The sequence below is a fragment of the Paenibacillus paludis genome (genome assembly GCF_042610515.1).
Classification (GTDB): domain Bacteria; phylum Bacillota; class Bacilli; order Paenibacillales; family Paenibacillaceae; genus Paenibacillus_AQ.
In genome coordinates this window covers 1-14,827 of record NZ_JBGJZP010000033.1, presented here as the reverse complement: position 1 = coordinate 14,827, position 14,827 = coordinate 1, and the positions used below count along the sequence as shown (strand labels likewise).

The 14,827-nt window shown below is 46.2% G+C and carries 12 protein-coding genes; 1 reads left to right on the top strand and 11 read right to left on the bottom strand.

The window, feature by feature from the left end; genetic code table 11:
- Positions 1-56 precede the first annotated feature (56 nt).
- From ACAN56_RS33745 to ACAN56_RS33700, 10 genes are all read right to left on the bottom strand, one after another.
- Complete coding sequence (locus ACAN56_RS33745) at positions 57-1,535, bottom strand: Lsa family ABC-F type ribosomal protection protein (protein ID WP_379148270.1); 1,479 nt, start codon at positions 1,533-1,535, stop codon at positions 57-59.
- Positions 1,536-1,848: 313 nt separating this feature from the next.
- Positions 1,849-3,186, bottom strand: coding sequence for a voltage-gated chloride channel family protein (locus ACAN56_RS33740; protein WP_379148325.1), 1,338 nt, complete (start codon positions 3,184-3,186; stop codon positions 1,849-1,851).
- A 38-nt stretch (positions 3,187-3,224) separates the two neighbouring features.
- Positions 3,225-4,091 carry a DegV family protein gene (locus tag ACAN56_RS33735; protein WP_052092071.1) on the bottom strand — a complete coding sequence of 289 codons (867 nt, stop codon included), beginning with the start codon at positions 4,089-4,091 and terminating at the stop codon, positions 3,225-3,227.
- A 26-nt stretch (positions 4,092-4,117) separates the two neighbouring features.
- Entirely contained in the window at positions 4,118-4,660 is a 543-nt protein-coding gene (locus tag ACAN56_RS33730) for a TetR/AcrR family transcriptional regulator (RefSeq protein WP_379148265.1), read from the bottom strand.
- 182 nt (positions 4,661-4,842) lie between these two features.
- A complete protein-coding gene (locus ACAN56_RS33725) occupies positions 4,843-7,149 on the bottom strand; it encodes a histidine kinase (protein WP_379148263.1) in 2,307 nt (768 codons plus the stop codon).
- Between the two features lie 70 nt (positions 7,150-7,219).
- Complete coding sequence (gene kdpC, locus ACAN56_RS33720) at positions 7,220-7,840, bottom strand: potassium-transporting ATPase subunit KdpC (protein ID WP_379148260.1); 621 nt, start codon at positions 7,838-7,840, stop codon at positions 7,220-7,222.
- Positions 7,841-7,878: 38 nt separating this feature from the next.
- Complete coding sequence (gene kdpB, locus ACAN56_RS33715; protein ID WP_379148256.1) at positions 7,879-9,912, bottom strand: potassium-transporting ATPase subunit KdpB; 2,034 nt, start codon at positions 9,910-9,912, stop codon at positions 7,879-7,881.
- A 19-nt stretch (positions 9,913-9,931) separates the two neighbouring features.
- Entirely contained in the window at positions 9,932-11,608 is a 1,677-nt protein-coding gene (kdpA, locus tag ACAN56_RS33710) for a potassium-transporting ATPase subunit KdpA (RefSeq protein ID WP_379148253.1), read from the bottom strand.
- A 71-nt stretch (positions 11,609-11,679) separates the two neighbouring features.
- A complete protein-coding gene (gene kdpF / locus ACAN56_RS33705) occupies positions 11,680-11,757 on the bottom strand; it encodes a K(+)-transporting ATPase subunit F (protein ID WP_081966187.1) in 78 nt (25 codons plus the stop codon).
- A 230-nt stretch (positions 11,758-11,987) separates the two neighbouring features.
- Positions 11,988-12,116, bottom strand: a complete 129-nt coding sequence (locus ACAN56_RS33700) for a hypothetical protein (protein ID WP_269322560.1) — start codon at positions 12,114-12,116, stop codon at positions 11,988-11,990.
- Positions 12,117-12,567: 451 nt separating this feature from the next.
- On the opposite strand from ACAN56_RS33700, the gene ACAN56_RS33695 reads away from it, so the two are divergent.
- Positions 12,568-13,326, top strand: a complete 759-nt coding sequence (locus ACAN56_RS33695) for a hypothetical protein (protein WP_379148322.1) — start codon at positions 12,568-12,570, stop codon at positions 13,324-13,326.
- A 554-nt stretch (positions 13,327-13,880) separates the two neighbouring features.
- Here ACAN56_RS33695 and ACAN56_RS33690 read toward each other — a convergent pair.
- Positions 13,881-14,504: a hypothetical protein gene (locus ACAN56_RS33690; RefSeq protein WP_379148250.1), complete on the bottom strand. Its 624-nt coding sequence runs from the start codon at positions 14,502-14,504 to the stop codon at positions 13,881-13,883.
- Between the last annotated feature and the right edge of the window lie 323 nt (positions 14,505-14,827).

Sequence of the window (14,827 nt, the reverse complement as noted above, 5' to 3'; positions counted from 1 at the left end):
TTCGGGTGAGCCGAGAAAGTCTGCAGTGACCGGTCCTGAGAAATTCAGGTAATGGATTACAGATGAATGATTTTTGTAGCAATATTGTTGCAAAATTCACTGTCATGCTCGACAAAAAGAATAGTTGGTGTGTACTCCAGCAGCAGCTCTTCAATCTGCATCCGGGAAATAATATCAATAAAATTAAGCGGCTCATCCCAAATATGCAAATGGACCTTCTCACCAAGGCTTTTCGCAATAAGCACTTTCTTCTTTTGCCCGCCGCTAAACGCAGATATATCCTTTTCAAACTGTACTCTGGAGAAATCAAGTTTTCTTAAAATCGATTTAAACAGGCTTTCATCAATCCCGTTGCTTCTGGCGTAGTCCGTCAAATTGCCCTGTAAATGCGAGGTATCCTGTGATACGTATGATATTGTAAGCTGACTGTCCTTCCTGAGCGTGCCTGTGTAGTCTAGCTCCTCGCCGCAAATCAGCTTGATAATGCTTGATTTACCGGAGCCATTTATACCGGAAAGTGCAATTCGCTCCCCCTGCTCAATCGAAAAGCTGATATCTGCGCAGACGATCTTCTTCCCGTATTGAATCGAGACATGTTCAAGCTCAACCAGCTCGTTTTTATGATAATCAAGCTGTGAAATCTCCAGGCTGTCGGAATTTTCAATATTTTTCAGCAGTTTAGACTTTTCAGCAATGGCAGATTGCTGTCTTTGCTCAATGGCCTTAGAGCGTTTCATCATTTTAGCAGCCTTGTGGCCAACATAACCTTTATCCAACTTGGAACCGGAATTCCGTGTTCCATTTTTGCTTTTCTCCACCTCATGCGACCAGTTACCCGTTCGTTTAGAAGAATCCGACAAGCGCTTGATGTCTCTTCTTAGTTTTTCATTCTCTGCCAGTTCAAAATGATCTTGCCGCCTTTTATTTTCCCACCAAGCGGAGAAATTCCCCTTTTGAATTTCTATGTTGGTTTTATTGATTGACAGGATGTGGTCTACACAATTATCCAGAAAGGATCTGTCGTGGGAGACCAGGATAAAACCGCTTTTGGTATTCAGATAAGCACTGACCAGTTTTCTTGCATTCAGATCCAAATGATTGGTAGGCTCATCAATGAGCAAAAAGCTGTTTTCCTTAATAAATAATGCAGCAAGCAGCACCTTCGTCTGCTCACCGTTGGACAAGGAATCAAAGGGCCGGTATAGAACATCCTCGGATACTTTTAGTAATGAAAGCTCCCGCATCAGCTTCCAGTGAACATAATCCGGGTAGATGTCGCTGATTACGTCAAGGGTATTATTTTCCTTATTCTCGACAGGGAACGGGAAATAGTCGAAATCGACCTTAGCCGAAATCGTTCCGCTGTATTCATATTTACCAAGCAACAAGCTTAGGAAGGTTGTTTTCCCTCTCCCGTTTCTTCCCGTAAATCCTAATTTCCAATCGGTATCAATTTGAAAACTTACGTTCTCAAATATATTATCGTAGCTGCCTTCATAGGCAAACGTGAGGTTCGCAACATTGATTAATGACATAAATATTCCTCCTGTATATAAAAAAATAAGAGCTACAAGAAAGTTACTTTCTTGTAGCTCAAATAAATACAGCAAATCCAGCCCCAAAGCGGAGTTAGACAAGGATATTCGTCTGAGTGAAAAGAAATGCGTAACTTTCTTGCGTATAAAGAATAAAACACATGCGAAATAAAATCGCATTTGTCGTTTTATTGTTTAAAAGATTCGCAAGAAAATTTCTACATTATCCTTTTCAACTCCAGTCATTAAAGTAACAGAATTTTACCATACCTTTTATTTAATTTCAACCCAAGCATGGTTTTGATCAGCAAATCTACTGATTGGTATGATTTTTTCCGCTGGCTTTTGTTTTTCGTTTGCGCAGACCCTTGACGGAGGCTAGGGTAGTCCCTTCTGGGATAGGGATCAGATGACTTTTCGATACGCCGATCTGCTGGGATGTATAAATACCGGTATGTCCTGAGAATAAAAAACTGACCACACAAGCAATAAACATATAAACCGCCCCGGTGGAACCAAATAATTCAATCCCCATTATGAAACAGGCAATAGGTGTATTGGTGGCTCCGCAGAATACCGCAATAAAGCCCAGTGAGGCCAGGAAAGGAGCATATAAATGAAGTACACCAGCCAGGCTGTTTCCGAGTGTCGCCCCTATAGCAAATAATGGAGTAACTTCACCGCCCTGGTAGCCTGTGCCTAAAGTAAATGCAGTGAAAATGAGCTTCCACAGGAACGCAAATGGCGGCATTTCTGTCTCAAAGGACCCGCTGATGAGTGGAATACCAAGTCCCAAGTAATCCCTCGAACCTACGACATAAACTAAGGCAATAATAATGAGCCCGCCTATCGCACTCTTTAGCATCGGGTTTTTAAAGAAGTAGGTGAACGTTCGCTTTAAAAAGTGGGTCAGCTCGCTGAACAACATACTGACTAAACCAAACACTATTGCAGCAGCGATTACTTTTAACAGGACGACTAGATCCAGAGCCGGAAAAACATCCACCTGATAATGGGTATGATGCACCTTCCATAAGCGGGTAGTCACCAGATCGCCCACAAAACTGGCTGTGAAACAGGGCAACAGCGCTTTATGGCTGATGAGTCCAATCGCAATCACCTCCAGCCCAAAAATGGTCCCGGCCAGAGGTGTCCCGAAGATTGAGCCGAAACCACCACTTATCCCGCACATCAGCAATATTTTCCGGTCCAGCGCATTGATCTTAATAAGTCTCCCGAATCCTTCGGCCAAGCTGCCTCCCATTTGTACTGCAGTTCCTTCCCGCCCGGCTGAACCACCGAAGAGATGAGTGATAAGCGTGCCAAACAGCACCAAAGGAGCCATCCGCAACGGAATTGCTTCATTACCCTCCCGGATTTGCTCCAAAATCAGATTATTTCCCTTGGCACTGTTTTTGCCGTAGCGCATATATAGAAAACTTACCAGCGCGCCTCCCGCCGGAAGCAGAAAGAGCAGCCATCCATGATTCAGCCGAACCTCAGTAACATAATCCAGACTCTTGAGGAAAAAAGCCGAGGCCGTTCCGGACAATACGCCTACTATGCCGCCCAGGACAATCCATTTCAGAAAAGTGCTCCACAGCGCCAGCTGGCTGCTTCTTTCCGTAAGCGCCGCCCATTTCGCATACATGTTCTTCATTGCTGTATTCCCCGCTTTTCCGTAATATATCAGTCCTGATCAGCTCTGCGGTAGTAGCTTACACCCAAACTTCGTGGTGAGGTGCGGGAGAGAAAGCCGCTGATGCTCGAAGTCACAAGCACTTCGTCGCATCCCACTTTTTTAATCAATGCTTCCCTTAAATATTCAGCAGGCTGCTCTGCCATCGTCTGTGAGATAAGCACGAGCTTCTGGTCAATCTCGTCTTTGTTGTCAATTGCATTGTGCAGCATCTTATCCAGCGCTTTTGTGGCGCCGCCTTGTGGCTCATTCATGGAGAAATGCATGCGCCCCGATCTGACCGTTGCAGGACTTTTTAAATTCAAAGGACTTTTTATCCGATTATGCAAACCATAAACATTTCCACCCTGATTTACAAAGTTAAGCTTATCAAGCAGCATTTCTTCCTCCAGGTTTGTCCGGGAGTGATGCAGCTCTTTGGTTATAGTTGCGGGATGCCTTCTCTTCCTCGCCGCTGCGACTGCCCGAAGGACCATCATCGCCGTCCCTGAGGAAATGCTTGAGGAATCAATGACAGTGACTCTCCCTTCCGGAAATTGTTGGGCAGCTGCCACTGCATTCTTGTAGGTTGGGGATAACCCCGAGGCCATGCTGATGAATAATACATTGTCTCCGGCAGCAATACAAGGAGCAAAGAGAGTACTTAAGTCATGAGATGTTGGAGCAGCAATACCGGGAATCGTCCCCTTCTCTCTTACGTAGGTGTAGATCTCCTCAGTAGTTATATCGACCGTATGCCGAAATATCAGCTCATTGCTAAAAACAACATATACAGGAGCTATGCCAATCTCATATTGTTCAATTACGGTGGACGGCAGATCTGAAAGACTATCTGTAAATATCTTTACTTTTGTCATTTGGCAGTCTCCTTAAAACACTAGAATCATAGGATTCTAATGGCATTCCAACAGCTTTCTTCGACCCCTTCCAGCAGATCGGGGGTTTCGGTTAACACTCCAGACTTAATCAGCTTGAACAGCAGCACAAACGCACCATATACAATGGCAATCAGCGCATCTGTATTGAACTCTTTGATGACCCCTACTTTTTTACCATTCTCCAAAACTTGGCGAAACGTTCCAAGCAGCTCATCAAACACCTGCTTGCTTCGGTCATCCAGATAATAAGCGCTATTATGGGATTCGATAAAGAGCAGCGCATTCACATTATTATCGGCAAACTTCACTAAACGCTGAAAAATATAATGAAATTGCTCCCGAATATCCGGCATGGAATGAATGCCCTCATATTTTAACGTGTCCGAGAACACTTGCACGCAATGCTGAAACAATCCGTTAACAAGCGATTCTTTATTGGCAAAATAGCGATATATCGTACCTGCCCCTACCTTCGCACTTTCAGCAATCATCGGAACGGTTGTGCCGTCATATCCTCTCTCGGCAAACAGCACCAAGGCCGCTTTCATGATATCTTCCCGTTTGTTAGTAGCCAGTGTAATCACCCTTACCTTAGACTGGAATGGTTCCGGATTAAACCGGTATAGATTTGAGCGGAATGAATATTCATTCTCTCATTATAAGACTTTAAAAGAAGAATGTAAAAGGAACCAATCCACAGGATCGGTTCCTTCTGTCTTCCTCACTCTTCTCATTGATCAGCCACCACCAGCATATCCATATGCCGGGCATGACGGAGCAGATAGTGGACGAAGCTTTTTTTGATGAGCGTCCGCCAGAGCGGCTTCCGCACCTGCCCGATGATCAGCTGTGTCGTCTTCACTTCATTGATCCTGATTAATAAATGCTCGTGCAGGTTCTTACGGCTTTCTGCCATAGTCACCTCTAAATTCCCTCCAAGCTGTTCTGTTAGGCGACGCAGCGTCTCCAGCCGTTTCTGCTCCTCGGGTGTTTCTTTCGAACTGCAGTGCACATAATGAACATACCACTCGGCTTTCAAGCGATGCGCGATGCGGAATCCGCGGCGAATCAGCCGCTCTGCCCTCGGTCCCAGATCCACACAGACGAAGATCACCTCTTTCCTGCTCCATGGGCCCCGCAAGGAATTGTCCCGGTCCCAGGCCTCCAGCCGTTCATCTACATCATCCGCAATTTCGCGGAGGGCCAGTTCACGCAGTGCAATGAGATTGCCGATCTTGAAAAACGATTCCAGCGCCTGGTTCACTTTCTCTGAGGCGTATATCTTCCCTTCCCGCATCCGCTCCTGCAGCATTTGTGGCGTTACATCGATCAGTTCGACCTCACTGGCCATTTTGAGAATCGCATCCGGCACAGTCTCCCTGACACGTACGCCGGTTAATTGGGCTACCGCGTCGTTCAAGCTTTCCAGATGCTGCACATTTACAGTTGTAATGACGGAAATGCCGTTTTCGAGCAGACGGATCACATCTTCATACCGCTTTCTGGTTATACTGCCGGGCACATTGGTATGTGCCAGCTCATCCACCAGGACGACCTCCGGGCGGCGGGTAATAATTGCGTCCGTGTCCATTTCTTCCAAATGCGTATTTTGATATAGAATTTTGGCCCGGGGTACCGTCATTAATTCACCTATCTGCTCCTGGGTTTCCTTCCTGCCATGGGTTTCCAGCAGCCCGATGGCAACATCGATGCCTCTGCTTTGAAGTATATTTCCCTCCTGAAGCATCTTGTAGGTTTTGCCGACTCCGGGAGCCGCACCGATATATACCTTAAAGGTTCCACGGCGGATCACTTCAATCTTCTTCTCCATCTCTTGACTGGTCAACCGGTGAAAAGGCTCCTTCTTCCCTTGCGGATTACGTTTGATCGGCAGAATCCGTTCTCCTTCCTGCTCGGCCCGGTCGGCCATCAGAAACACATCAATATTGCGGGTCTGACGCAGTACACGGTCAGCGATCGAGCCTTGCCACCGCTCCTGCCAGCGGCTTTTTTGGGAGTGGCCCATGACGATCCGGGTCACATTGTTTTGAATGGCATAACGCACCAGTTCGGAAGGAAGCTGGCGTTGAAGGGTGAGAGGAAGCTCTTCAAACCTGGCGCCCACCCGCTCTACCAGCTTTACAATCGAACGCTTAAAGGTCTGCTGGTTCTTCGTCAGCGGCCGGTTGGGAATAGCAAATGTCACCACAATGAGATCACCGCCCAACCGCTTGGCGATTTGCTGGCCTCTTCTCACATAAAGCGACCCGTTCCAATGGTACTGCGCGGATACCAGTATCCGCTCCATCGCGCCGGAAGGACCAATGAGTCCATGTTCTTCGCGATGTTTCTCTAGCGAATCATTGACACCTTCGGCCACCAGACGCAGAGACAGCTCACGAAGCACGCCGAGATTGCCGGGTCGGGAGAGTGCAGGATGCGTCTCATGGCCTAAAACACCTTCCTCGATCCGCTTCAGAATAGTTTCAGGTGAGACATCGATCAAGCGGACCTCATCCGCAAGCTCCAGGGTATGCAGCGGTACGGTTTCATCTGCGCGGATTCCCGTCATTTGAAAGATGGTCTCACCCACTCCAGCCAATTCATACACATTGATGGTCGTAATTACGCTAATGCCGTTGTCCATCAAATAACGGATATCTTCCAGCCGCGTTTGAAAACGGGCTTCTTTGCGGTTGCGGTGCGCCAAGCCATCTACAAGCAGTACCTCGGGATTGCGCTCCAGCAAAGTCTCCAAAGGAAGATCCTTCTGCTCCTTGCCGTCTTTCAGCCAATGAATGCTGGGGACACGCTCCAGATCGGCAAGCTGCTGCATGGTTTCCGCTCTCTGCATCGTCGATACGGCACTGATTACAACATCAATGCCCTGCTTTTTCAATAACTTGCCTTCCTCCAGCATATGATAGGTTTTGCCTGATCCGCTGACGGAGCCGATGATAATCTTCAGCCTGCCCCGGTGCAAACGGTAAATGGAATACAGAATTTCTTCCGGGGTTTTGCGTTTGTATGGTGCCACTCGTTAACCTCCTATCCTTAAGCGGAAACTACCCCTGTCCGCTGGAAGCGCAGGCAGGGGTGAGCCGGTTCTAATTCGCCGGTGTTTCCATTAAAGCGAGATTTAGCTTCAGCACATTGACACGTTCCTCACCAAACACCCCAAGATCGCGGCCTTCAGTATATTTTGCCACCAATGCTTCTAGCTTATCTGCTGAAATACCGGTCAGATTGCTGATTCTGGGGATCTGTACCGTAGCCGCAGCGGGAGATATATGCGGATCCAGGCCGGAACCGGAGTTCGTGACCAAATCTATAGGCAGCTCACTAACCGGAATGTCAGGGTTATTCGCTTTCCACTCAGCTATAGTATTGCTGGTGCGTTCTAGCAAATCCGGATTGGACGGTCCATAGTTGTTCGATCCCGAGGCTTCAGCCTTGTACTCAATACTGGACACACGGCCTTGGAATAACGCCGGATTCTTAAAGTTCTGGCCAATTAGCTCAGAGCCAATCACCTGGCCTTCTCCATTCTTCAGCAGGCTCCCGTTCGCCTGGGAAGGCATAAGAACCTGGGCAAGCGCGGTAGAAGCCAGCGGATAGATGATCCCGCATAATACAACAAACACTAGGCTAAGTCTTATCACACTAAATATATATGAACCTTTAGAAACTGGCTTTTGCTCTATTGCGCCTGAATTGACGATTTGCATAATTTATTCATCCTTTCTTCTAGCCAAGTGCAGTGATCTTAAATCCATATGCTTACAACCAGGTCAATCAACTTTATGCCGAGGAAGGGAACCAGGATCCCGCCAAGCCCATAGATAAATATATTCCGGCTCAGCAGCTTGGTGGAGCTCATCGGCTTATACGATACGCCTCTCATCGCCAAAGGGATAAGCAATGGAATGATAATTGCATTAAAGATCAGTGCTGAGATAATCGCGGAGCTTGGAGAACCTAGTCCCATTACGTTCAGCACTTCCATCTCTGGAATGGCCAGCGTAAACATGGCGGGAATAATCGCAAAATACTTGGCGATATCATTCGCGATACTGAAGGTTGTTAATGCTCCGCGTGTCATCAGCAGCTGCTTGCCGATCGCCACAACCTCAATGATCTTGGACGGGTCGGAGTCCAGATCAACCATATTGGCCGCTTCCTTCGCCGCTGTGGTTCCGCTGTTCATCGCAAGTCCCACGTCCGCCTGTGCCAATGCAGGCGCATCATTCGTACCGTCCCCAGTCATTGCCACCAGCTTGCCTTCACTTTGCTCCCGGCGGATCACCTCGATCTTATTCTCCGGTGTACTTTCGGCAATGAATCCGTCGACTCCAGCCTCGAAGGCGATAGTAGCGGCAGTCAGCGGATTGTCCCCTGTGCACATAATCGTCTTGATGCCCATTTTGCGCAGTTCATCAAATCGTTCCTTCATCCCCGGCTTAACCGTGTCTTTCAGATAGATGAGTCCATATATCCGGTTATCAACTGCAACAGCCAGCGGTGTCCCTCCTTTGCCGGCAATGGCATTCGTTTGCTGATCCAAATGATCTGGAATCTGCCCTCCTTGGGAGGACACCCAGCGCTTAATGGAATCCACGGCCCCTTTGCGAACCATCCGGCCGTCCTGCAAATCCATTCCGCTCATCCGCGTTTCGGCGCGAAATTCTATAAACTCGCCTCCAGCCATAAGGCTGTTCTCGTAACTGTATCCTTGTTTCTTGGCCAGCTCAATGACGGAGCGCCCTTCCGGCGTCTCATCTTTCAGCGAGCTGACAGCTGCCCACCCGGCCAGATCCTCTACCGTCTCATTGCCCACAGGTACAAATTCACTGGCCATACGGTTGCCAAAGGTAATTGTGCCGGTCTTATCAAGAATCATCGTGTTGATGTCTCCGGCAGCTTCGACCGCTTTACCGGACATGGCGAGTACATTGAACTGGGTAACCCGATCCATGCCCGCAATTCCGATTGCTGACAGTAATCCCCCAATGGTAGTGGGGATCAGACAGACCAGCAGTGCAATCAAGACCGGAATTTCCAGGTTGACCTCCAGATAAGCGGCGATAGGCTGCAGGGTGACTACCACGATCAGGAAGATAATCGTCAAGCTGATCAATAGCGTGTTTAACGCAATTTCATTCGGTGTTTTCTGCCGTTTGGCTCCTTCCACCAGTGAGATCATCCGGTCAAGGAAAGACTCGCCGGGTTCACTTGTAATCTGTACCTTGATCTGATCACTTACGACTCTCGTACCGCCTGTCACGGAGCCAAAATCTCCGCCGGCTTCTTTAATAACGGGAGCCGATTCACCTGTTATAGCCGATTCATCCACGGATGCCAGCCCTTCAATGACCTCGCCGTCGCCGGGAATAAGTTCTCCTTGACTGACAACAACGACATCGCCTTTACGCAGTTCGGAGGAAGCAACTATCTTAATGACGCCTCCCACCAGTCTATTCGCGGAAATATCCTGCTTGGTCTTCTTCAGTGTATCCGCCTGTGCTTTCCCGCGGCCTTCCGCCAGAGCTTCCGCAAAATTGGCAAACAATACGGTAACCAGCAGTATGAAGAAGACCGCTATATTGAAGCCTCTAGCCTCCTCAGCGTCGAAATAACCAGGGGCGAGAATCATTAGCAGAACAATAATTGTTCCAATTTCAACCACAAACATGACCGGATTCTTCATTAGTGTCATCGGATTCAGCTTGATAAAGCTGTCCTTGACTGCACTTCGTATAATAGGCCCACTCAGCAGCTTCTTTTTTTGTACAGTACTCATCTCTATTTCTCCCTCTTTCCTACCGTAGAGTCAAATGTTCAGCAATCGGCCCCAGGACCACGACCGGCAGAAATGTCAGTGCACCAATGATCAGCACCGTACCGATCAAGATGCCGGTGAACAGACCGTTGTCTGTACGGAATGTGCCGATTGTCTCGGGTACGGGTTGCTTGCGGATCAGGGAACCTGCAACGGCGAGCATTGCAATGATTGAGATATAGCGTCCTAGCAGCATTACAATACCAGTCATCACATTCCAGAATGTGCTGTTGTCCGCAAGTCCTTCGAAACCTGAACCGTTGTTGGCAGCAGAGGAAGTGTATTCATATAACACTTGCGTCAGACCGTGGTACCCGCTATTGCTAATAGCGCCTTGCCCCAGATCTGTCAGGAATGAGGCTGCTGTCGGTGCCAGAATGATCAGCGGATGAATCAGTATCGCCACCGCAATCAGCTTCATCTCCCTCGCTTCAATCTTTCGACCAAGGAATTCCGGCGTCCTCCCCACCATCAGCCCGCACAGGAAGACCGCAAGCACGGCGTACATCAACATATTGATAAGGCCCACGCCTTTGCCACCGAAGACGTTATTCAGCATCATTAGCGCAAGCGGCGTAATACTTCCCAGCGGGGTTTGGGTATCATGCATATTATTGACGCTACCTGTTGTCGCTGCGGTTGTTACTGCCGTAAACAAGGAGGATTGCGGTACACCGAAGCGGACTTCTTTTCCCTCCATGCTGCCTTGAGAAGCTTCAATGCCCAGGTCTGCCATTGCCGGATTTCCTTTGATCTCCGCAGCATAATTGAGCGACAACAGCAGTACGAACAAAGTCATCATGGCCGCAAAGATGCCCCAGCCCTGCCGTTTATTCTTAGCGAACAGTCCGTACATATAAGGCAAGGATGCGGGCAGCATCCACATGGACAGGATTTCAATGACATTGGTAAGCGGTGACGGATTTTCAAATGGATGTGCGGAATTCGCCCCGAAGAATCCTCCGCCATTCGTTCCCAGATGCTTGATGGATTCCAGTGAGGCAACCGGCCCGATCGCAATCTGTTGAGCAGCACCCTCCAGCGTAGTTACCTCCAGTGTAGGTTTTAATGTCTGCGGAACATGCAGTGCTACTAAAGCCATTGTTACAAGCAGTGCAAGCGGCAGGAACACCCGAATAATCGCCTTGACGAAGTCTTCGAAGAAATTCCCCAGTGAATTTTTACCGGTAATCCCTCTCACAAAAGCTGCTGCTACGGAAAAACCGCTGGCTGCCGATGTGAACATCATCATGGTGATAACCGCCATCTGCGAGAAATAGGAAAGACCGGTCTCCCCGCTGTAATGCTGCAGATTAGTGTTAGTCATGAAGCTGATTACCGTGTTAAACGTAAGGGTCTGCTCCAGCTGGGTAATTCCATTCGGATTTACAGGCAGTCCGCCCTGCAGGCGGAGAACCAGATAACCGAACACAACCAGCACAATGTTGGTAGAAAGAAAGCTGAGTGCATAGGTCTTCCAGGACATCCCTTCACGGTTTTTCAGGCCGCTTACCTTGTATATGCCTCGCTCGAATCCCCCAAAGATCCGGTCCAACCGGTTTGGTTCATTTGAGAACACATGATATAAATAAGTTCCTACCGGTTTAACCAGTAGCAGCAGTATGGCAATGACTACGACGATTTGTATAATACCCACGAATGCCCCTCCTTCATTTAATGAGCTTCAGCTCAATGCTCTATATGTCTTGCTGTTTTTTACCGCACTGCCTAAAATTTCTCCGGATGAATCAGGGCGTAGACCAAATAGAGAAACAACAGCATCGTTGCGATCAGGACCACTGTCATTGCTCTTTCCCCCCTTTATCGTCGATGACGTGCCCACACCACTGTGCAAACGCATAGAACATACCGAAAAACACAGCGAGTGCCACCACCATATACATGTCCATCATATCCTTCGCACTCCTCTCTAACATTCTCTCATCTCTGCTTTTAACTACTGATTCAGCGTACCATCTATGCCATTAGTTCAGGGTTAGGGTTTGCATGAGAGAATAAAGATTGCATTAAGATTGTCAGAATTCATCATCTTCATAGTCGCCTGCCCTCTTTAAATCAATGTAGTCATAAATCTTCTTAATGGTATAAAGCACCACGATCATGATTGCGATCAACCCGGCATTTTTCAAAAATTCATCCATCATAAAGATCCTTTCCTGAATGTCATATTTAGCTACCGGTTTAGAATAGCACTCAAGGCATTAATTCAGGGTCAGGGTTTGTATGAGCGGATAAAGATTGCATTAAGTTGATCGTATAGACGGCGAGTCCTTCCTTTTTTGAAACGAAAAAAACCGCCTTCTCCCAAGACGGTTAATTCCGTGCTACAGTATCCAGTTAGTCTGTACATTTTTTCAGGTGTGAAAGTCGCCTTACTTAATATATAAATTATGTTACTATTTTACTATTTACATCAAGCCCAATTAAGATTATTGTATTAACAGGAAATGATTTCCTTTCCGTAAATTTCAATTTGGTTTCAAAGTGTTAAGGGAGGGATGAAAGAACAATAACGCGTTCAAATGTATGTCTTCCTTGTCGGCTCAGACTCAGGTGTAAAAATTTTAAATTAGAGGAGCGAGAACTGTGAAAGCAATGAAAAAACTTTTTGCTGGATTGATGATGTTTACTCTGATTTTTGGTGTATCCTTTGCCGGATCGGCATTTGCCAGCGGTAATGAGGTCAAGCTTATTGACTCGGATGTCGGCGTTATTTATAAACCTGGATATGTCGGATTCAGCGGCAATATTGAAGTTGCTAATCTGGGACCCGTGAAGAATGTGACTGTCCACTACACGACAGATAACACAAATTGGTATGATACGAGTGCATCTTATGTTGGGGCGGCGGATGTAAACCATGAGAAATGGCATTTTGGCATTTCCAGAACTGATTCTTCAACAGATCATTTGGAGTTAAAAAATCTGGACTTCATAAAATTCGCAATCAAATACGAAGTGAATAACCAAACCTATTGGGATAACAACGGGGGAGCGAATTATTACAATCAAGTGAATCATACAGTTCCCCTAAGTTCAGTGATTTTGGGATCACCAAATGTGCTTAACGCCAATAGCACTCTGAGCAATGGTGAATTTAGCGGCAATATCTATGTGAAAAACCTGAATCCGGCGAAAACAGTAAAAATACTGTACACAACGGACGACTGGGCAACAACTCATGAGGGCTACGCCACTTTTAATGGCTCCGTGAATAATTTCAATAGTGTTGAAAGATGGAGCTATAGTTTCAATGTTCCGGGTGCTACAAATGTTAAATATTCGATTGAATATACAACTGGCGGGCAAACGTATTGGGATAATAACTATGGCCATAATTACGAGGTATTCTAATTCATTTTACATTTAATAGCAGGATCACAGGCGGCTTACTATTCCGCTCTGTGATCCTTTTCTCTGTGGAGACCAAGCATCTCCACTATTTATAACGCTGTTTGGTGTTCTCAATGATATTACACTATTTTTTATTGAATCATTTTGTACCTATAGATTGAACTTATAATTCTTCTATTTTGGGATTGGTCGTGACTACAGAGAATGTTTGGACTTCCGGCCGCTGTTAGGTTTGGATTTCCTGAATTTAACCGCGAATCGCGCTAGAAATCCAATCCTAAAGGCGGACGCTGTCGCTCCTACAGTTCCAAAATCCCCCTCCGCCACTTTTCCCTACATGTAATTCTCAAGTTCAATCTATATTATGCATAATTATAGTCATTTACTTGAATACAATTCTTTTGACCTTCCACAGAAAGAGCCTTCTCAATTTGTGAATATAGTGACTAAAGGGCTGTCAATAAGAGAATCATTATTTTCAATAAAAACTTTCACAAAGTGAATTAAAAAAATGCCCATCAGCCGAAGCCGTTGGGCAGAAAAACAACATTTTATTAGTGAAAAACTGTAAGCGATCCATCTATTGGGCTATCCATATCATTCAAAATACCAAAGTAATATGTCTTATTTTGATTGAGATTATAGAACATCGCATTTGCAGTTATGCCAACAGTCCCCTTATAGGTTGCAGCAACATTTCCAGTTGTAAGTTCATAAGCAACAATTCTATATTTTCCAGTTGCCCCATGATTCACTGGGGTAGTAGTAACATTGATATATATTATTTTCTCACCATTAACAGGGAAATAATAATTCGTAAATACATAGTCCTCTACATAAGAGAAAGAACCTGAATAAGAGTTATTTGCCAAGTTCCAAAAGTTAGTTGGAGCATTACTTCCTCTTGCAGCAACGTTTTTCTCAGTCAGAACTTGCACAGGCTCTGTGGATAGAGGGACAGTGATATTAGGGACATCAGTAACTTGAACAGTAGAATTAGTCTCAATCTGTGTTGTATTTAAATTATCTACGAAATTGCTACTTGGAACAACCTGAGCAATTCTGGCAGGTGCATCCGAAGCATTTGGTGTAGAACTTGCCCCCGATACAGAAACAGAGATGGAAGTTAACAAAAATGCTGTAGCTAAAACTGTAAACACTTTTTTATTTTTCACCATTTCATCCTTCCTTCTAAATTTTTAGACACTAAAATTTTCACCCACCCTCCTATCCTATATTATTGTAACATTACCATTTTAACACATGATTATAATTACAAAACAAATTGAAAGTAGGGACCCTAAAAGCCCGTAGCGGATTCATTTACTCGTAAACATTCCTGTATACGCTAAGTTTTCAGCTTAGACAAAAACAAGAGCGCCTCGTATGATGGGGGTGTAAGGGGTCTACAGCCCTAAAAACCCATCAGGAGGCGCTTACTATGAAGTCTAACCGAAACGATAGGACAAATCAACGCATTGAACGAATTAGCATGCAGCAT

Bases quoted from the DNA above. Each gene is read 5' to 3' on its own strand.
- ACAN56_RS33690 (WP_379148250.1), bottom strand. From the start codon at position 14,504: ATGGTGAAAAATAAAAAAGTGTTTACAGTTTTAGCTACAGCATTTTTG.
- ACAN56_RS33740 (WP_379148325.1), bottom strand. From the start codon at position 3,186: ATGTATGCGAAATGGGCGGCGCTTACGGAAAGAAGCAGCCAGCTGGCG.
- ACAN56_RS33745 (WP_379148270.1), bottom strand. From the start codon at position 1,535: ATGTCATTAATCAATGTTGCGAACCTCACGTTTGCCTATGAAGGCAGC.
- ACAN56_RS33695 (WP_379148322.1), top strand. From the start codon at position 12,568: ATGAAAAAACTTTTTGCTGGATTGATGATGTTTACTCTGATTTTTGGT.
- kdpF (WP_081966187.1), bottom strand. From the start codon at position 11,757: ATGACAGTGGTCCTGATCGCAACGATGCTGTTGTTTCTCTATTTGGTC.
- ACAN56_RS33730 (WP_379148265.1), bottom strand. From the start codon at position 4,660: ATGAAAGCGGCCTTGGTGCTGTTTGCCGAGAGAGGATATGACGGCACA.
- kdpB (WP_379148256.1), bottom strand. From the start codon at position 9,912: ATGAGTACTGTACAAAAAAAGAAGCTGCTGAGTGGGCCTATTATACGA.
- ACAN56_RS33700 (WP_269322560.1), bottom strand. From the start codon at position 12,116: ATGATGGATGAATTTTTGAAAAATGCCGGGTTGATCGCAATCATGATC.
- kdpC (WP_379148260.1), bottom strand. From the start codon at position 7,840: ATGCAAATCGTCAATTCAGGCGCAATAGAGCAAAAGCCAGTTTCTAAA.
- ACAN56_RS33735 (WP_052092071.1), bottom strand. From the start codon at position 4,091: ATGACAAAAGTAAAGATATTTACAGATAGTCTTTCAGATCTGCCGTCC.